The 17933-nt window shown below is 46.3% G+C and carries 17 protein-coding genes; 10 read left to right on the top strand and 7 right to left on the bottom strand.

The annotated features are described in order from the left end of the window. Positions 1-42: 42 nt before the first annotated feature. The 4 genes from QMA41_RS17565 (at position 43) to QMA41_RS17550 (ending at position 3974) form a co-directional block, all read left to right on the top strand. Positions 43-300 carry a hypothetical protein gene (locus QMA41_RS17565; protein WP_281630305.1) on the top strand — a complete coding sequence of 86 codons (258 nt, stop codon included), beginning with the start codon at positions 43-45 and terminating at the stop codon, positions 298-300. A 79-nt stretch (positions 301-379) separates the two neighbouring features. Continuing rightward, positions 380-1042, top strand: coding sequence for a YjbF family lipoprotein (locus QMA41_RS17560; RefSeq protein ID WP_281630304.1), 663 nt, complete (start codon positions 380-382; stop codon positions 1040-1042). Between the two features lie 5 nt (positions 1043-1047). Next, positions 1048-1788 (top strand): capsule biosynthesis GfcC family protein, encoded by a 741-nt coding sequence (locus QMA41_RS17555; protein WP_281630303.1) that lies wholly within the window; start codon positions 1048-1050, stop codon positions 1786-1788. After that, positions 1788-3974 carry a YjbH domain-containing protein gene (locus tag QMA41_RS17550; protein WP_281630302.1) on the top strand — a complete coding sequence of 729 codons (2187 nt, stop codon included), beginning with the start codon at positions 1788-1790 and terminating at the stop codon, positions 3972-3974. Before QMA41_RS17555 ends, QMA41_RS17550 begins: the two co-directional genes overlap by 1 nt. 44 nt (positions 3975-4018) lie before the next feature. On the opposite strand, the gene epmA is transcribed toward QMA41_RS17550, so the two are convergent. Next, on the bottom strand, positions 4019-4990 hold the full coding sequence (gene epmA, locus QMA41_RS17545) for an elongation factor P--(R)-beta-lysine ligase (RefSeq protein ID WP_281630301.1): 972 nt from the start codon (positions 4988-4990) through the stop codon (positions 4019-4021). Between the two features lie 390 nt (positions 4991-5380). On the opposite strand from epmA, the gene frdA reads away from it, so the two are divergent. From frdA to frdD, 4 genes are read left to right on the top strand one after another with little or no spacing between them, the layout of a single operon-like run. Next, the gene (gene frdA, locus QMA41_RS17540; RefSeq protein WP_045986764.1) at positions 5381-7195 is read left to right on the top strand and encodes a fumarate reductase (quinol) flavoprotein subunit; all 1815 of its coding nucleotides are present in this window, start codon (positions 5381-5383) and stop codon (positions 7193-7195) included. Beyond that, entirely contained in the window at positions 7195-7959 is a 765-nt protein-coding gene (locus QMA41_RS17535; protein WP_172851411.1) for a succinate dehydrogenase/fumarate reductase iron-sulfur subunit, read from the top strand. The genes frdA and QMA41_RS17535 overlap by 1 nt, the downstream gene beginning before the upstream one ends. A gap of 1 nt (position 7960) precedes the next feature. Further along, positions 7961-8344 (top strand): fumarate reductase subunit FrdC, encoded by a 384-nt coding sequence (gene frdC, locus QMA41_RS17530; protein ID WP_281630300.1) that lies wholly within the window; start codon positions 7961-7963, stop codon positions 8342-8344. Positions 8345-8356: 12 nt separating this feature from the next. Beyond that, positions 8357-8734 (top strand): fumarate reductase subunit FrdD, encoded by a 378-nt coding sequence (gene frdD, locus QMA41_RS17525; RefSeq protein WP_281630299.1) that lies wholly within the window; start codon positions 8357-8359, stop codon positions 8732-8734. A 60-nt stretch (positions 8735-8794) separates the two neighbouring features. Here frdD and QMA41_RS17520 read toward each other — a convergent pair whose 3' ends face one another. The 6 genes from QMA41_RS17520 to priA all read right to left on the bottom strand — a co-directional run bounded on the left by QMA41_RS17520 (position 8795) and on the right by priA (position 15842). Then, positions 8795-9478: a nitroreductase family protein gene (locus QMA41_RS17520; RefSeq protein ID WP_281630298.1), complete on the bottom strand. Its 684-nt coding sequence runs from the start codon at positions 9476-9478 to the stop codon at positions 8795-8797. Between the two features lie 164 nt (positions 9479-9642). Next, the gene (gene hslU, locus QMA41_RS17515) at positions 9643-10977 is read right to left on the bottom strand and encodes an HslU--HslV peptidase ATPase subunit (protein WP_021457296.1); all 1335 of its coding nucleotides are present in this window, start codon (positions 10975-10977) and stop codon (positions 9643-9645) included. Between the two features lie 37 nt (positions 10978-11014). Further along, positions 11015-11560, bottom strand: a complete 546-nt coding sequence (hslV, locus tag QMA41_RS17510) for an ATP-dependent protease subunit HslV (RefSeq protein ID WP_006963336.1) — start codon at positions 11558-11560, stop codon at positions 11015-11017. 161 nt (positions 11561-11721) lie between these two features. After that, positions 11722-12270 carry an SPOR domain-containing protein gene (locus QMA41_RS17505; protein ID WP_029236296.1) on the bottom strand — a complete coding sequence of 183 codons (549 nt, stop codon included), beginning with the start codon at positions 12268-12270 and terminating at the stop codon, positions 11722-11724. 114 nt (positions 12271-12384) lie between these two features. After that, complete coding sequence (gene cytR / locus QMA41_RS17500) at positions 12385-13392, bottom strand: DNA-binding transcriptional regulator CytR (protein ID WP_006963339.1); 1008 nt, start codon at positions 13390-13392, stop codon at positions 12385-12387. 248 nt (positions 13393-13640) lie between these two features. Further along, the gene (gene priA / locus QMA41_RS17495) at positions 13641-15842 is read right to left on the bottom strand and encodes a primosomal protein N' (protein WP_281630297.1); all 2202 of its coding nucleotides are present in this window, start codon (positions 15840-15842) and stop codon (positions 13641-13643) included. 290 nt (positions 15843-16132) lie between these two features. Here priA and rpmE point away from each other — a divergent pair, with 290 nt between their 5' ends. Beyond that, entirely contained in the window at positions 16133-16351 is a 219-nt protein-coding gene (gene rpmE, locus QMA41_RS17490) for a 50S ribosomal protein L31 (protein WP_006963341.1), read from the top strand. Between the two features lie 251 nt (positions 16352-16602). Next, positions 16603-17880 (top strand): malic enzyme-like NAD(P)-binding protein, encoded by a 1278-nt coding sequence (locus QMA41_RS17485; protein ID WP_038513924.1) that lies wholly within the window; start codon positions 16603-16605, stop codon positions 17878-17880. Positions 17881-17933 lie beyond the last annotated feature (53 nt).

Genomic DNA, 17933 nt, shown 5'->3' with positions numbered 1-17933 from the left:
TTCAACATCGATGTTAAATTGTAAATTTACAAGGAACACTCAATGAAAAAAATTGCTCTAACAATGTTAGTAGCGCTATGTGCATCTGCCGGGGCTTTCGCTGAAGAAAGTTCTAGTTCTACTGCAACTGGTAGCTCTGCTGGTGGTTCTGCTGCAGGTTCCACAACTGCAGCTTCAACTGCAGCTGCAGGTGCTGCAACAACAACTGCTGTAGCAGTTGGTGCTGCAGTTGCAGTTGCAGCAGTTGCTGTAGCTGCATCAGATAACGATGGTACTACTGGTACTACTGGTACTAATTAATTAGTACTTCTAGTAATAAACACCCTTAGCTTTGCTAAGGGTGTTTTTTTGCAATATTTCTTAGCTCTGAGTTTTCACGATGACATATAAAGTACATGCTCTATTTATAGCTGCTTTCATCACTTTCTCAACGGGATGTACACAACGTTTCGCTGACACTAACGAGACCCTAAAAGAAGCCTTTTGGGGCTTTGAAGATGTCAGCTTAAATAAAGAAGCAATCGAAAAAATCCCCTATGCTAGCAGCTATTTTAAGATTAATGATGGTCCACAAATTTTTATGGTGCTTGCATTCGTTGAAAAAAATCCTCAATCTGGAAAAACTCAGCATAAATGGCTATCCAGTGACAAAGCGATGATTGTGACCGAAGAAGGGCGTATCGTCAGAACTTATAACCTCCCAGAGGCAAACCTAGCTGGTAAAATATCTTCCAAGAACATCATACATTTTACCACTCCTCAGTATCACTGGACTTCCGTATACGATTGGCAACCCGAATATCAATATAACCACCAAGCAAAAGTCACGACCAAGTCTGAGGCAACAATCCAATTAAACTCCGTGATGTGGTCTCAAAAGGTCAAAGTCTGGCAGGAATACATTTCATTTGAAAAATTGGATGAGACCATGCAAAGCACTTTTTGGGTGGATAGCAATGGAAATGTCCTGAAATCAGCCCAATGGGTCATTCCAGGCCAACTTTTCATCGAGCAAGAAATACTCAAGCCATTTAAAGGATGATCTAGATGACACGTAGCTTTTTATTTCTTCTTTCTCTAGGTGTTTTCAGTAACGCTATCGCTAATACCGTAAAACTAGAACTTCCCAGTGAGCAATTAGTGATTGACTATACTGCCCCCATCCGCCTCGATAGAGCCATTGCTGACACTGTATTACATAGTGAGAACAATGCCCCATTTAGTTATCCACTGAACAATGCTCTATTTAACATAGATAAACAAAGAGTCGCCAATAACAAAAAACAGGCCGTATTAAACTTAATTGATAAACTCAAAAAGGAAGAATCGACACTGTATGAAAGTCTGGGTATTCTTCGCGAACAAGTGAAAACTTGGCCTGTAGGTTATAGAGAAAACGTCTCATTAGATCTAGACTTCGTTCGCCTTACACCTTCAGCCAACCCTATGCTTAGCGGTCATTACCAATTCGAATATCCAGATCGCCCAAAAAACATAAACTTAGAAGGACTATTTTTTAGTACCACTATGCCAGAAGCAAGGCCAGATTGGACGGTCAAAGATTACTTATCAACGTCTAGAGTGCTTTCTAGCGCCAGTAATAGTTATGCTTGGGTTATCTACCCAGATGGCAATTATAAGCAAGTTGGTTTCGCTTACTGGAATGATGAAAATACCCCACTTCCTCCAGGCTCTAGCATCTTCCTAGGGTTTAACAATCCATCCAAAGAACTTTCTCAACTTGAACAGGACATTGTCTCTCTAATTGCCTGGAGAAGAAATTACTAATGAAACTTAATGCAATCACCTATTTATTCCTCTCTCTTGGTTTCGTTTCAACAGTTCAGGCAAGCGATAATCTCAAAGTTTCCCAAACCGATTTTGGCGGCGTGGGCCTAATGCAGATGCCTTCAGGACGTATGGCTAAAGAAGGAGAGTTCAATATAGGCGTTAGCGTCAACGACGACTACCAACAATACACTGCATCAATTCAGTTAATGAGCTGGCTGGAGTCAACGGTACGCTACACACGAGTACCGGACTTGTTATTTAGTAGCGATCCTTCCTACAGTGGCGATAATTTGTATACCGACAAAGGCATCGATTTTAAAGTCCGCCTTTGGCAAGAAGGTTACTGGCTACCTGAGACTTCAATTGGTGTTCGTGATTTTGGTGGGACCGGCCTATTTGACGGTGAATTTATTGCTGCGACAAAACGCTTTGGCAATTTGGACGTAACCCTAGGCCTTGGCTGGGGTTACTTAGGCCAGCGTGGTAATGTGACCAATCCTTTCTGTAAAGCGAATGATAAATACTGTAATCGTGAAGGTGATTACAAAGGCACTGGTGGTAGTGTCGACTATGAGCGTTGGTTTAAAGGCCCAGCAGCTGTATTTGGCGGTCTTGAGTACCAAACACCTTATACACCACTACGTTTAAAGCTCGAATACGATGGCAATGACTATACACAAGATTTCCCTGTAGTTCGTGCTGGCAAGCCCATACCTCAACATACCCCATGGAATATAGGGGTTAACTATCGTTTAGGGGATTGGGGTGACGCCAAAGTCAGCTATCAGCGTGGCGATACCATCACTTTTGGTATCAATATCTACACCAACTTCAACGATATGAAAGCGACATGGCGTGATGAACCCAAACAGGCTGTCACCAACGTTGACAATAATAACCCTGACTGGCAATCAGCAGCAAAGCAGATTGAGTCAAACGCAGGCTTTGAGCAAAACTCGATTACCCTTGATGGCGATACCGTCATAGTCAAAGGTCAACAGAAAAAGTACCGCGACAGAGAAGAAGCGCTAGATCGAACCGCAGCCATTTTGTCTAACAACTCAAACGACCTGATTCGCGTATTTAAAGTCGTAGAACAACAAGATGGTATGGACCTTAAAGAAACCACCATCGATAAACAGAAATACCTCACTGCAGCGAATTACTTATCAACCGAAGCAAAAGTCAAAGACAGTTTTGAGGAATCTGAGCCTAAGAGTATTGCCAAGGACCCTGTAGCAAAAAACAAAGAGCGCTGGGATTATGGCTTAGAACCTGTCCTAAAGCAGAGCATCGGTGGTCCTGAGTCATTCTATTTGTACAGTTTAGGCATCAGCGCAAACTCACACTATTGGCTCACGGATAACCTTGAGTTTGGCGGCTCAATCATCTTCAACTTGGTCGACAACTATGACAAGTTTAATTACGTCGAAAACTCACCACATGTAAGAAATTACTCAACACCTAGAGTCCGAACTATGTTCCGTGCCTATGTGCATGATAATCCAGTCAGACTCAACCATCTTCAGCTAACATGGTTTGAACAACCATTTGAAGAAATTTACACCCAGATGTACGGTGGCTATCTAGAAATGATGTTCGCTGGTGTGGGTGGTGAAGTACTCTATAGGCCAATGAATAAAAACTGGGCGGTAGGCCTCGATGCGAACCTAGTCAGTCAACGCGACCCTGATTCATGGTTTGGTACATACAGTGAAGATTACTTCTTCTATGATGAAGCAACCTGTAATGACCCGACACCTTCTTGCCAAGCATATGTTTTAAGCCAAGGTACGACAGGGCATGTCACGGGTTACTATATGCCAGATTGGGATTTCCTAAGAGATACGCTGTTTAAGGTTAGTGCAGGTAAGTTCTTAGGTGGGGACATGGGTGCTCGCTTCGATTTTTCTAAGCAGTTCAAGTCTGGCGTGATTGTCGGTGCTTACGCTACTTTTACCGATTTAACAGCAGAAGAGTACGGGGAAGGAAGCTACAACAAAGGCTTCTATATCTCCATTCCTTTGGACATCATGACAATCAAGCCAAGCACTGGTCGTGCGAAAATTTCATGGGAGCCAATCACCCGAGATGGCGGGCAAATGCTGAACAAGCAGTACAACCTGTTTGATAAAACAGACGTTCGCTCTCAATGGTACCAGAGACCAAGTACTGTTGAGTAGAATGAAAAATAAAAAGGCTGACAGCAATGTCAGCCTTTTTACTATTAAGCTCTAGGGAAAGGGAACGCCGTGACCTTATCAATATGATCATTGCTAGTCGCCAACATGATGAGACGGTCGATACCTAATGCAACACCCGCGCATTCAGGCAGACCAGCTTCTAGCGCTTTGATCAAATGGCTATCAATAGGTTGAGTGGCTAGCCCCATTTGTTCTCGTTTGGCATTATCTGACTCAAAACGCTTAAGCTGTTCTGTTGCATTGTCTAGTTCATGGAAGCCATTTGCTAACTCTATTCCTTTAAAGTACACCTCAAAGCGATCCGCAACGCGGCTGTCTTGACGGTTTATCTTTGCCAATGCGGCTTGTGACGCAGGAAAGTCATATACAAATACGGGGACATGCTGGCCGATTTCAGGTTCAACTCCAACACTAAATAATAGTTGCAGCAAGGTATCTCTATCTTGTTCTGGTTGAGCAATATCACTAAGCCCGAGCTTATCAGCAGTCACCTTCAGTTCATCCATCGACGCCTCTAGCGGACACACGCTTAGTACCTGCAGAAACGCCTGCTGATACGTCATACGCTCCGCTGCGCCAACTTTCAGAAGTTGCTGCAGCAAATCATCAATTTCATCCATCAACTGGAGGTGATCAAATCCGACCCGATACCACTCAAGCATGGTGAATTCAGGGTTGTGATAACGACCATTTTCTTCATTTCGAAAAGACTTACAGATCTGGTAGATACAACCACTTCCCGCCGCGAGTAAGCGCTTCATATGGAATTCTGGGCTGGTCATCAGGTAGAGCTTCTTGCCTTCCGCATAGCCCGGGCCAACAAAATCAGTTTGAAATGTATGAAGATGGATGTCCGTTACCGTCGCATGACTCATCGCTGGCGTATCAACTTCGAGGACATCTCTATCATCAAAAAACTGGCGCACCTGTCGAATTAAATTAGCTCGCTGTTTTAACTGTTCAATGCTTGCTGTGGGTTGCCAATATGCCTGCATACCTAATCTCTCATGATGCTTTATTGTAGCGAAAACTATCATCTTTCACTCAAAATGCAAATGAGTTGTACTTAGCCTGAAGCGCTTAAATAACGTCTCACAGCCAATAATTAATTCCATTAATCATTGGGGAAATTAATAACAAATCTCACTCGCAACATCCCCGTAACAGCTGGCATAGCAAAGGGTTAGCGCTGAGATAGCTTTGCCGTGATAGCAATCACATAACCTATATTTTCTATGCTCTCATATGCATTACCGGAGCAAAAACCTAAATACATCAATTTTTCCATAATGATGCTCTTCTACACTAACCTTACCACTTTTGGGGAATTACCCATTTAACGATAACAAGCGGAATACTCCGCAAATTCACACTGGAGGATAACTGTGCAAACTATCACCACAGATATCGCAGTCATCGGCGCAGGCGGCGCTGGTCTTCGCACTGCTATTGCAGCAGCTGAAGCAAACCCTGATTTAGAAGTCGCACTGATTTCTAAAGTTTATCCAATGCGTTCTCACACAGTCGCAGCGGAGGGTGGTTCAGCAGCAGTTATCAAGGATGAAGATAGTCTAGACAACCACTTCAACGACACTGTTGGCGGTGGTGACTGGCTATGTGAACAGGACGTTGTTGAATATTTTGTAGAAAACGCGACTCGCGAAATGATCCAAATGGAGCAATGGGGCTGCCCATGGAGTCGTAAAGAAAACGGTGAAGTCAACGTACGCCGATTCGGTGGAATGAAAGTTGAGCGCACATGGTTCGCGGCTGATAAAACCGGCTTCCACATGCTTCACACCCTATTCCAGACATCAATGAAGTACGACAACATCAAACGCTTTGATGAGTACTTTGTGGTGGATCTGCTTGTCGATGAAGGCGAAGTGCAAGGCCTGATCGCCATTCACATGTCGGAAGGCGAACTGATCACTATCAAAGCCAAATCAGTAGTCCTAGCAACGGGTGGCGCAGGTCGAGTTTACCACTGCAACACCAATGGCGGCATCGTAACAGGTGATGGCATGGCAATGGCCTACCGTCATGGTGTACCTCTACGTGATATGGAGTTTGTTCAGTACCACCCAACAGGTCTTCCAGGCACAGGGATCCTGATGACTGAAGGCTGTCGTGGTGAAGGCGGTATCATCGTTAACAAGAATGGCTACCGTTACCTACAAGATTACGGCATGGGCCCTGAAACTCCAGTTGGCCAGCCAAAGAACAAATACATGGAACTGGGTCCTCGCGACAAGGTTTCACAAGCTTTCTGGCATGAGCAGCAAAAAGGCAACACCATCAAACACCCTCTTGGTGATGTGGTTCATCTAGACCTTCGCCACTTGGGTGAAGAGTACCTACAAGAACGTCTACCGTTTATCTGTGAGCTAGCGAAAGCTTACGTCAACGTTGATCCCGCAAAAGAGCCGATTCCAATTCGTCCTACCGTTCACTACACCATGGGTGGTATTGAAACCAACGGCGAATGTGAAACTCGTATTAAAGGTCTATTTGCCGTCGGTGAGTGTGCGTCAGTTGGTCTGCACGGTGCAAACCGTCTAGGTTCTAACTCGCTGGCTGAGTTTGTGGTATTTGGCCGCGTTGCTGGTGAACAAGCGGTGAAACGTGCAGCGGAATTCAAAGGTTGGAACGAAGAGTCTATTGTAGCTCAAGTCAAAGATGTTGAGCAGCGTATCGCCGCATTAATGAACCAAGAAGGCGATGAAAACTGGGCTGACATCCGCACTGAAATGGGTCACACCATGGAAGCTGGCTGTGGTATCTACCGCCAAGAAGATTTGATGCAAGCGACGATCGATAAGATTACTGAATTGAAAGCTCGCTACAAAAATATCAGCATCAAAGATAAAGGCAAAGTGTTCAACACTGACCTTCTTTACGCTATCGAAGTCGGTTACGGCCTAGAAGTAGCAGAAGCTATGGTTCACTCTGCCATCCTACGTAAAGAGTCTCGTGGTGCCCACCAGCGTCTAGACGATGGCTGTACTGAGCGTGATGACGTAGAGTTCCTCAAACACTCACTGGCTTTCTTCCAACCTGGTGCAGCGCCAACTATCGACTACAGCAAGGTGACTATCACTAAGTCACAACCTAAAGCTCGTCTATACGGTGAAGCCGCAGAGAAAGCAGCCGCTGAAGAAGCAAAAGCGGCAGAGAAGAACGCAGAGGAGCAAGCATAATGTCAGCAAATCGCATCCAAAAAGTAGAGATTCTGCGTTATGACCCTGAGAAAGACGTAGAACCGCATTTCCAAACCTTTGAGGTACCATTCGACGAAACTATGTCGACCCTTGATGCACTTGGCTACATCAAAGATAACCTAGATAAAGACCTGTCTTACCGTTGGTCTTGTCGTATGGCGATCTGTGGTTCATGCGGCATAATGGTGAACGGCGTGCCAAAGCTCGCTTGTAAAAGCTTCCTCCGCGATTACCCAAATGGCGTGAAGATCGAGCCTTTAGCAAACTTCCCAATCGAGAAAGATTTGATTGTCGACATGACACCGTTCATCGAGCGCCTAGAAGCCATCAAACCATACATCATTGGTAACGATCGTAAACCTGAAGATGGCACGAACCTACAAACACCTGAGCAAATGGCCAAGTACAAGCAATTTGCTGGTTGTATCAACTGTGGTCTTTGCTACGCAGCGTGTCCGCAATTTGGTCTGAACCCCGAGTTTATCGGCCCTGCTGCGCTGACACTTGCGCATCGTTACAACCTCGATAGCCGCGATAACGGTAAAGATGAGCGTATGGCACTCATTAATGGCGAGAACGGTGCTTGGGGCTGTACCTTTGTGGGTTACTGTTCTGAAGTTTGTCCGAAGAATGTAGACCCTGCAGCGGCGGTAAACCAAGGTAAGGTCGAGTCTTCTATGGACTTCGTGATCTCAATGTTCAAGCCTGATGGCACACCAACAAAGACTACACAGGAGGCGTAAGATGAGTAACCGTAAACCTTACGTTCGCGAGGTAAAACGAACTTGGTGGAAAGATCATCCGTTTTACCGTTTCTACATGCTGCGTGAAGCCACGGTATTGCCGTTAGTCCTATTCACTTTATTCCTGACTGTCGGGCTTGGGTCACTGGTGAAAGGTCCTGAAGCTTGGCAAGGCTGGTTAGAGTTCATGGCGAACCCTGTTGTCATTGCGATCAATATCGTCGCTTTACTTGGCAGCCTACTGCACGCACAGACCTTCTTCAGCATGATGCCGCAAGTTATGCCAATTCATCTGAAAGGCAAACCTGTTGATAAGAAAATTATCGTTCTGACTCAATGGGCTGCTGTAGCATTTATTTCACTGGTAGTGCTAGTAATCGTATAAGGAGTTATGACTATGAAACCTAATTTTTCCGTAGATCGTGCTCCCAAGCGTTCTGATGAGCCTATCTGGTGGAGTCTATTTGGCGCAGGCGGTACTTGGTTTGCCATGATCACTCCGGTGACGGTATTGGTACTTGGTATTCTTGTTCCCATGGGTGTAATTGATGCTGAGGCTATGAGCTACGAGCGTGTCACCGCATTCGCCACCAGCATTATCGGCGCTCTGTTTATCATTGGTACTCTCGCACTACCAATGTGGCATGCCATGCATCGTATTCATCATGGTATGCATGATCTCAAAATTCATGCTGGGCTAGCTGGGAAAGTCGGCTGTTACACCTTTGCAGGGCTCATCTCGGCCTTGAGCGTGATTTTTATCCTTATGCTCTGAGAGAACTAGAAGAAAAAAGCTGGCTTAACGCCAGCTTTTTTTATTGCTCGCAAGCCATCTCTATTCCATGAAAGTTGCGATATCAGACAAAGGTTTCTTGTGAGTCGCGTGTTCAGGAATCGTTGCCTCTTCCGCAGGATAACCCGTAACAATCAACATGTACGGCCTGTCAACATCATTATCACGACCACAAATCTTACTCAGAAAGCTCATTGGTTTCGGGGTATGCGTTAACGTTCCTAGGCCAGCGTTATGCAGTGCTTGCAGTAAAAACCCTGTCGCGATACCGACCGACTCATGCACGTAATAATTGGTTTGCTCCCCATCATTGATCATGCCACCTTTCTTCTGTGAAAAAACCGCAATTAACCAAGGCGCAGTCTCCAGATAGGGTTTACTGGCGTGAGTCCCTAAGGGCTTTAAAGCCTCCAGCCACTCCTGCCCTGCTCTACCTTCGTAGAAAGAACGCTCTAACTCTTCTGCGGCTTGGCGGATTTGACCTTTCACTTCAGCACTGTTGATGGCGACAAAATGCCACGGCTGATGATTCGCTCCACTAGGCGCCGTTCCGGCAGCACGGATGCAGTTCTCAATGATATCTTTCGCCACCGGGCGATCTGAAAAGCTGCGAATCGAATGGCGGCGTTTGAGCTGTTGATAGTTCTGTTCAGCACGCGCGGACATTTCCTCGGCAGGAAATTCAATAAAATCGTTCAAAGGCGAATGGGATTCTGTGGTCGACATGTTGCTTCCTTGCGCAGTTAGAGTCATTCCACTATAGCGCTATTTGTCTATCTCGCGAGGTAGCAAATGGAGGGAAACCAAAGAGTGAGAGTGAACGCAAACTTCCTTCAACGATTAATAACAAAAAAGCCGATCTTGCGATCGGCTTTTTCCTGAGGTGTAGATTAAAGAATGAAACGACTTAGGTCTTCATCTTCTATTGTTTCGCCTAACTTGGCTTTAACGTATTCGGCATCAATCGTCAGTTGAGAGCCGGATTTATCCGTTGCTTCAAAAGAAATTTCATCCATCAAACGCTCCATCACCGTATGTAGGCGGCGAGCACCAATATTCTCAGTGGTTTCGTTCACGGTCCAGGCAGCTTCTGCAATTTGAGTGATGCCTTCTTCCGTAAATTCGATATCCACGTCTTCCGTCTTCATTAGAGCAATGTACTGCTCCGTCAGTGACGCTTTGGGCTCAGTCAGAATACGTTTGAAGTCATTACTTGAAAGCGCTTCTAGCTCGACACGAATTGGCAGACGACCTTGCAGCTCAGGAATCAGATCCGAAGGCTTGGCCACCTGGAATGCGCCAGATGCTACAAATAGAATGTGGTCTGTTTTCACCATGCCGTGCTTAGTTGATACTGTGCTACCTTCAATCAGAGGAAGCAAATCACGCTGAACACCTTCGCGAGACACATCTGGGCCTGAACTTTCGCCACGCTTACAAATTTTGTCAATCTCATCGATAAACACGATACCGTTGTTCTCAACGTTGAAGATAGCCTGTTCTTTCAGCTCTTCCTGATTAACCAGTTTCGCAGCTTCTTCTTCCGTCAGCGCCTTAAATGCATCTTTGATTTTCAGCTTACGTTTTTTCTTGGTATCGCCAGCTAAGTTTTGGAACATACCTTGAAGCTGATTAGTCATCTCCTCCATACCAGGAGGCGCCATGATTTCTACACCCATTTGCGGTGCAGCGACATCGACTTCGATCTCTTTGTCGTCGAGCTTGCCTTCGCGTAGTTTCTTACGGAAGATTTGACGCGTATTCGAAGAGCTTTCGTCTTGCTGCTCACTTTGACCCCAAGCATCTCGCGCTGGTGGTAAAAGCGCATCAAGAACACGTTCTTCTGCTTGCTCTTCGGCACGGAATTTAACTTTTTCCATCGCTTGCTGATGCGTCATCTTAATAGCGACATCCGTCAGATCGCGAATGATAGTCTCGACTTCTTTACCAACGTAACCCACTTCAGTAAATTTCGTTGCTTCTACTTTAATAAACGGTGCATTGGCCAGTTTAGCTAAACGACGGGCAATCTCCGTTTTACCAACACCAGTTGGACCAATCATCAGAATGTTCTTTGGTGTGACTTCAACGCGTAAGCTTTCTTCAAGCTGCATACGGCGCCAGCGGTTACGCAGTGCAATGGCCACTGAGCGTTTCGCGTTATCCTGACCAATGATATGGCGGTTAAGTTCATGAACAATTTCGCGGGGAGTCATTTCAGACATAATCAAATTCCTTAAATTCGGTAGCCACTATCTTGGGTTATTCAGCGTTAAGTTCAGCTGGGATTTCTAGTTCTTCGATAGTGTGGTGATGATTGGTAAACACACAGATATCACCAGCAATTTTTAGTGATTTCTCCGCGATGTCACGAGCATCTAGCTCTGTGTTCTCTAGTAAAGCGGTCGCCGCTGCTTGGGCGAAATTACCACCAGAGCCAATCGCAATCAGATCGTTCTCAGGCTGAACCACATCACCATTACCAGTGATGATAAGCGAGGCAGTTTCGTCTGCTACCGCAAGCAGAGCTTCAAGTTTGCGTAACGCACGGTCACTGCGCCAGTCTTTGGCCAACTCAACAGCAGCTTTAGTTAAGTGACCTTGGTGCATTTGCAGTTTGCTTTCAAACTTTTCAAACAGCGTAAATGCGTCTGCGGTACCACCAGCAAAGCCAGCAAGCACTTTGTTGTTGTACAATCGACGTACTTTACGTGCGTTGCCTTTCATCACAGTGTTACCCAGTGATACTTGTCCATCGCCGGCAATGACGACTTTGTTGTTTCGACGTACAGATACAATAGTAGTCACGAGTAGGGCCTCATCATTATTTTCATCTTGGTGTTAAGAGATATATGAGGCTGGCTTAAGGGGAATTCAAGGGCAGCAGTGGCTGGGATTACGCTCCTCGTTGAGAGCGTGTTCTATCTACAATCCAATGAACAAAAAACGAGCCTGATGGCTCGTTTTCTTTACTGACTGTCTTTCCAAATGGCACAAGGCTCGATCTTGGCCCGCTGAAGTTTGTGCTTATCTCGTTCAGCGTCACGTTTGAACTTATATGGCCCGAGTACAACGCGATACCACTTGCTGCCTTCTTTCTTGCGGATCTTACTGTTGATACCTTGAAAAGCTATATCCAACTTACGCGCTTCGGCTTGAGAGGCATTGGTGTACGCGCCACATTGCATGATATATGGGATCTCAGACACTACCTGCTTTTTCGCCGTGACTTCGATTTCACGACTCGGCAGAGAATCAACGTAGTCCCATTTCTCTTCCGGAGGAGGAGGAAGCACCTTTTCTGCCTTTGGTTTTGGCTTAGGCTTGCTTTGCTGCACAACTGGTTGTGGCGGCTCAGGATCATTACTCAACGTATAAAGCCCGTAACCAAAACCACCTACCAGTAGAATCGCTAACAATCCACTGCGCCAGGGTTTTCTTTTTGGTGCCGACTTTTTACGCGCTGGTTTACGCCCGCTGTTACCACGGCCGCGTTTCACATAATCTCTATTTGCCACTGCTGTACATCAATGTCTGTTACCTCTGCTGCTATGTTAATGCAGAATGCGCCCTGATTACAGAGGGGAAATGGAAGCGGCGCATCAAAATGCGCCGCTGAGTGAAAGCAATCGTCAGATGACTCGCGGTGGAGCAGCGCTTTCCCTGACAACCAGCTGAGTTTCCAGCAATCGAGAACCGGCACGAACATCATGGCCGCGCAACAACTCAAGCATCATCAACATTGCCTGTCGGCCAATCTCGTAACGTGGCTGAGAAATGGTCGTCAGTGGTGGATCGCAGTACTGAGCAAACTGAATATCATCAAAGCCAACGACAGACAGGTCTTGCGGGACGCGCAAGCCCAGCTTCTTCGCTTCTTGAATTGCCCCGATGGCCATCGCATCGTTGTGACAGAAAATCGCGGTTGGCGGCTCAGGTAAAGCCAACAATTGTCTGACGGCTTTCGCACCATCTTCAAACGAGAAATCACCGTAGATGCAGTAATTTGGGTTCATACTGATGCCAGCTCGGCGTAGCGCTTGCTGGTACCCTTGGTAACGGAACTGGCATAGTACCGCAGAACTAGGACCCGAAATCTGAGCAATGCGCTTGTGACCCATCTGCGTAAGATAGTTCACCGCTTCAAATGCCGATGTCAGGTTATCAATGTGTACCGTTGGCAGCTCCAGTTCAGGTGCAAACTCACACGCCATCACCATAGGTGGCAGGTTTTTCTGTTCAGGTTTGCTGACGTCAAACGGCAGATCAGTACCAAGCAGCAACATTCCATCGGCCTGCTTAGTAAAGACAAGATTGACAAAAGAACTCTCACGCTTTTTCTGCTGACCACTGTCTCCCAGCAGCACGATGTAGCCATGTTCCATCGCAGCGTCTTCAATTCCACGGATGATCTCTGTGTAGTAGGGATCACAAATATCCGGGATGATTGCAATTATGGTTTTGGACTCATTTCGGCGCAGGTTGCGCGCCAGAGAATTTGGTGAATATCCGGCTTCTAATACTGCATCTTCTACTCGCTTCCTTGTAGCTGAAGATACTTTTTCCGGGTTCATTAGAGCACGCGATACTGTTGCAGTTGAAACGCCTGCTAGCTGAGCAACATCCTTCATTGTCGCCATATATTAATTACCCTCTTCATTTCCTAAACACGGTAGCGCCTAGTGCCACCTAAACCGATATTGATGAGCTCAAACCCATTCTTATGTTTATTGCCTATAGCAATCGTTTACCTGTCTTATATCACTCAACCTTTTCGATTGAGCTAATCCATAGTTTATTCATTTCGAAACAGAAAGTTACGGGAAGATTAACAAATTTAAATCCCGAGACGAGACGTGAGTCACAATTAAATGAAAAAGGTGAGAAATTAGCTCAAATCCTGCGGCTCAATATCTAAAGACCAACGCACCTTTTTCGCATTCGGTAACATTTGGATCGCCGGTTTCGCACTGGAAAGTAACTTTTGCATGGTTGGCCGAGTTTGCGTCTGTAGCATCAATTGCCAACGATGTTTACCGGCACGTTTTGCAAGTGGGGCCGGAGTGGGGCCCAAAACCTGACAATACCCATCAAAGAGCGGGTGGGCTTCTAAGGTATGGCGAACCTGACGCAAAAACGCTTCCACATGCTGGGAGTTATTCGCCTCAGCACGGAACAAGGTCAGATAAGAATAAGGAGGCAACATGGCAAACTTACGCTCCTGCAATGCGGTCTCAGCAAAATGTCGATAGCTTTTGGTCAGCAGAGCCTGAAGTAAACTGTGTTCAGGGTGGTGCGTTTGTAGGATCACTTCTCCCGGCTTGCTGGCACGCCCTGCTCGCCCTGCCACCTGAATAAACAGCTGAGCCAAACGCTCGGATGCTCTGAAGTCACTGCTGTATAGCGAACCATCGACATCCAACAGCGCCACCAAAGTCACATCAGGGAAGTGATGGCCTTTCGCCAACATTTGGGTTCCAATTAAGATTTGATACTTGCCGCTGCGAATATCTCCGAGAGCTGATTCCAAACTGCCTTTGCGCCGAGTGCTGTCACGGTCAATACGAATGGTCTTATATTCAGGAAAAAGCTCACCAAGCTGCGCTTCAAGCTGCTCCGTCCCTACTCCCACAGTGACCAGATTTGACGATCCGCACCCCTGACACTGATGAATAGTTGGCTGCTGAGAACCACAATGATGGCAACGGATCTCATTACTGTATTGGTGGTAGGTATAGTAAGCATCGCATCGTTTACATTCCGCAATCCAACCGCAATCATGGCACATCAAGGCTGGCGAAAAACCGCGACGATTGAGGAATAACATCACCTGATTACCGGCACTGAGGTGTTGACGCATTTCCGCAATCAGAGAGGCGGATAAACCACTTTCCAGATACTGACCTTTCACATCCAGCACCTTGTTTGACGTCGGTACAGCATTACCGGCGCGTTCGGTTAGTGTCAGATGGTGGTACTTGCCCGATAAAGCATTATGCAGAGTTTCCAGCGCCGGCGTCGCAGAGCCTAGTACAATTGGAATTTGTTCTTTGTTGGCTCGCATCACAGCAACATCGCGCGCATGATAGCGAAGGCTGTCTTGCTGCTTATAAGAAGCATCGTGTTCTTCATCAACAATGATGATGCCGAGATCAGCAAAAGGCGTCAGTAGTGCTGAGCGTGTGCCAATTACGATGCCAGCGGCTTTATCTCGGGCACTTAACCAAGCGTTCAATCTTTCGCTGTCGTTAAGCCCAGAATGAATCACTTCGACTGGCACATTAAACCTGTGGCGAAAACGGTTAATGGTTTGTGGCGTCAGACCAATTTCCGGTACTAAAACGAGAGCTTGCCGCCCTTTCTCCAACACTGGCTTGATAAGGTTAAGATAAACTTCCGTCTTACCTGAACCGGTCACTCCTTCCAGTAAGAAACAACCAAAGCCATCAAAGCTATTAACGGTCGCAATAGCGACAGCCTGCTCTTCATTAAGCTTTGGCTTATCCACATCCGCTTCAACCTGCCGACTCCAATCGCGAATCTTCGGTTTGCACTCTATCGACTCAATCCAGCCTTTCTCTTGCAAGGTTTTGAGAACACTAGAGCTGATTTCTTCATCAATGAAGTGCTGGTGTGGTACTGAACCACTTTCAAGCATATGCATGACTTTGGCTTGCTTGACGGCTCGGCCAAAACCCAACATCAGCTGATTACGCCCGGCTGCAGTCAACTGCCATTCCACCAGCGTTGCAAAATCGGCTTCTTTGCCTTTACGAAGTGCACTTGGCATCGCATTGAGCAAGGTGTCTCCAAGAGGATACTGGTAAAACTGACTGCACCATTGCAGTAACTCGTAGAGGCTATCGGGCCACACAGGCTGAGAGTCGAGCACTTGCTTTAACGGTTTTAGCTTGTCAAAACTGAACTCAGACTGATTCACCAGCGCCGTAACCACACCGACCAGCGTCTGACGACCAAAGGGTACAGACACGCGCCCACCAATAATAGGAAACAGGTGAGCAGGAATCTGATAGTCAAACTGTTTGTCGAGCGGTACAGGTAAGGCCACTCGGGCAATCGTCGGTTGCATATAGGCTTAAAACAAAATGAAAGGAACGCAATTAGTCTAAGGGAAAAGCGCTAAGCGGGGAAGCAACAGCATCACTAAGCCGATTTCTAGCATGGATACACATCATCGGCTAAAAAAGTAGCAACTTTATTGGTAAATCGGTTGATCCCTGAGGCCGTATTCATTACTATATCGCGCCTTAGTGATATGGCTTGTTTTTGAACAGCGGTATCCAAAGGAAATTTTATTAACTACGTGTGGTGTCCGGCATAGAATCGGATAGCGACACGGCCTATTTTAGAGGTTCTCCCATGAAAGCTGGTATCCACCCAGAATACAAAGCAGTTAAAGCAACTTGTTCTTGCGGTAACTCTTTCGAGTTCAACTCAACTCTAACTAAAGAGTCAATCCACCTAGACGTATGTGACAAATGTCACCCATTCTACACTGGTAAGCAGCGTATCGTTGATACTGGCGGCCGTGTAGATCGCTTCAACAAGCGTTTCGGTGCTCTTTCTTCTAAGAAGTAATTTCTTTTTAGATGAAGAGAAAAGGACGCTACGGCGTCCTTTTTTGTTATCTGCTTCTTCAGCTATTCATTCAGAGTAATATCTTCCACTGTTTGATATTCGCTAGCCATATCTCTACCCATCTGGTCTTATCTCCAGTCATTTAGCACATTTTATTGCTTTAGCTCGCATTCTGACCTAGGCAGCTTGACTTAGTTACTCTAGAATGGATTTCCCCCTATCCTAATTATTATTAACGAGTACCTACACCTATGTCCGATGACAATCGCCAAGAACTATCCCCTGAAGAACAATTCCGTCAGCAAGCGCTGGATTACCATGCTTACCCAACAGCAGGTAAAATTTCGGTTGAGCTGACAACACCAGCCGAAACGGCAGGTGATCTGGCGTTAGCGTACAGCCCAGGCGTGGCTGAGCCTGTACGTGAAATTGCACAGAATGCAGATAATGTCTACAAGTACACCTCTAAAGGCAACATGGTAGCGGTTATCTCTAACGGAACAGCAATTCTTGGTCTTGGTAACTTAGGTCCGCTGGCATCAAAGCCAGTCATGGAAGGTAAATCTCTTTTGTTCAAACGCTTTGCTGGTTTGGACTCTATCGACATTGAAGTCAAACACCGCACAATCGAAGAGTTCGTCGATACGGTAGCTAACATTGCCGATACATTTGGCGGCATCAACCTTGAAGACATCAAAGCGCCAGATTGTTTTGAAATTGAAAAACAGTTGATTGAGCGCTGTGATGTTCCGGTTTTTCACGATGACCAACACGGTACAGCAATCGTAACCGCAGCAGGCATGCTTAACGCGATTGAACTGCAAGGCAAAAAGCTAGAAGACGCTACGATTGTATGTCTTGGCGCTGGCGCTGCAGCAGTAGCTTGTATGGAGCTACTGATCAAATGTGGTGCGATGCGTGAAAAGATCTACATGCTTGACCGCAAAGGCGTTATCCACACTCGCCGTGATGATCTCAACGAATACAAACAGCTATTTGCGAATAACACTGACAAGCGTACGCTGGAAGATGTTATTGAAGGTGCAGACCTGTTCTTAGGCGTATCTGGCCCGAACTTGCTCGCTCCTGAAGCACTAAAACTGATGGCTGACAAACCTGTTGTCTTTGCGTGTTCAAACCCAGATCCGGAAATCAAACCAGAGCTGGCGCATGAAGTTCGTGATGATTTAATCATGGGTACAGGTCGCAGCGACTACCCGAACCAAGTGAACAACGTATTGTGTTTCCCATTCATCTTCCGCGGTGCTCTTGACGTTCGTGCCAGCGAAATCAACGATGAAATGAAACTCGCTGCGGTAGACGCCATTCGTGAGCTAGCAAAAGAAGAAGTTCCAGCGGAAGTATTGAAAGCCGCAGGCGTGGACAAGCTGGAATTTGGCCCTGGCTACATCATTCCTAAGCCAATGGACTCTCGACTGTTACCACGTGTTGCAAAAGCGGTTGCTCTAGCGGCAGTAGAGTCAGGTGTGGCTCGCATTGAAATGCCAGAGAATTACATGGAAGCGTAAGCGTTTCTCTCTAGCAACAAAAAACCGCTGAACATTCAGCGGTTTTTTTAGTT

The organism is Vibrio sp. St2 (assembly GCF_947311885.1).
Taxonomy (GTDB): Bacteria; Pseudomonadota; Gammaproteobacteria; order Enterobacterales; family Vibrionaceae; genus Vibrio; species Vibrio coralliilyticus.
The sequence above is the reverse complement of the archived record's forward strand: the minus strand, read 5'-3'. Positions and strand labels throughout refer to the sequence as shown.

Coding starts and splice junctions, on each gene's coding strand:
- QMA41_RS17565 (WP_281630305.1), top strand. CDS start 43: ATGAAAAAAATTGCTCTAACAATGTTAGTAGCGCTATGTGCATCTGCC.
- QMA41_RS17560 (WP_281630304.1), top strand. CDS start 380: ATGACATATAAAGTACATGCTCTATTTATAGCTGCTTTCATCACTTTC.
- QMA41_RS17555 (WP_281630303.1), top strand. CDS start 1,048: ATGACACGTAGCTTTTTATTTCTTCTTTCTCTAGGTGTTTTCAGTAAC.
- QMA41_RS17550 (WP_281630302.1), top strand. CDS start 1,788: ATGAAACTTAATGCAATCACCTATTTATTCCTCTCTCTTGGTTTCGTT.
- epmA (WP_281630301.1), bottom strand. CDS start 4,990: ATGCAGGCATATTGGCAACCCACAGCAAGCATTGAACAGTTAAAACAG.
- QMA41_RS17535 (WP_172851411.1), top strand. CDS start 7,195: ATGTCAGCAAATCGCATCCAAAAAGTAGAGATTCTGCGTTATGACCCT.
- frdC (WP_281630300.1), top strand. CDS start 7,961: ATGAGTAACCGTAAACCTTACGTTCGCGAGGTAAAACGAACTTGGTGG.
- frdD (WP_281630299.1), top strand. CDS start 8,357: ATGAAACCTAATTTTTCCGTAGATCGTGCTCCCAAGCGTTCTGATGAG.
- QMA41_RS17520 (WP_281630298.1), bottom strand. CDS start 9,478: ATGTCGACCACAGAATCCCATTCGCCTTTGAACGATTTTATTGAATTT.
- hslU (WP_021457296.1), bottom strand. CDS start 10,977: ATGTCTGAAATGACTCCCCGCGAAATTGTTCATGAACTTAACCGCCAT.
- cytR (WP_006963339.1), bottom strand. CDS start 13,392: ATGGCGACAATGAAGGATGTTGCTCAGCTAGCAGGCGTTTCAACTGCA.
- priA (WP_281630297.1), bottom strand. CDS start 15,842: ATGCAACCGACGATTGCCCGAGTGGCCTTACCTGTACCGCTCGACAAA.
- rpmE (WP_006963341.1), top strand. CDS start 16,133: ATGAAAGCTGGTATCCACCCAGAATACAAAGCAGTTAAAGCAACTTGT.
- QMA41_RS17485 (WP_038513924.1), top strand. CDS start 16,603: ATGTCCGATGACAATCGCCAAGAACTATCCCCTGAAGAACAATTCCGT.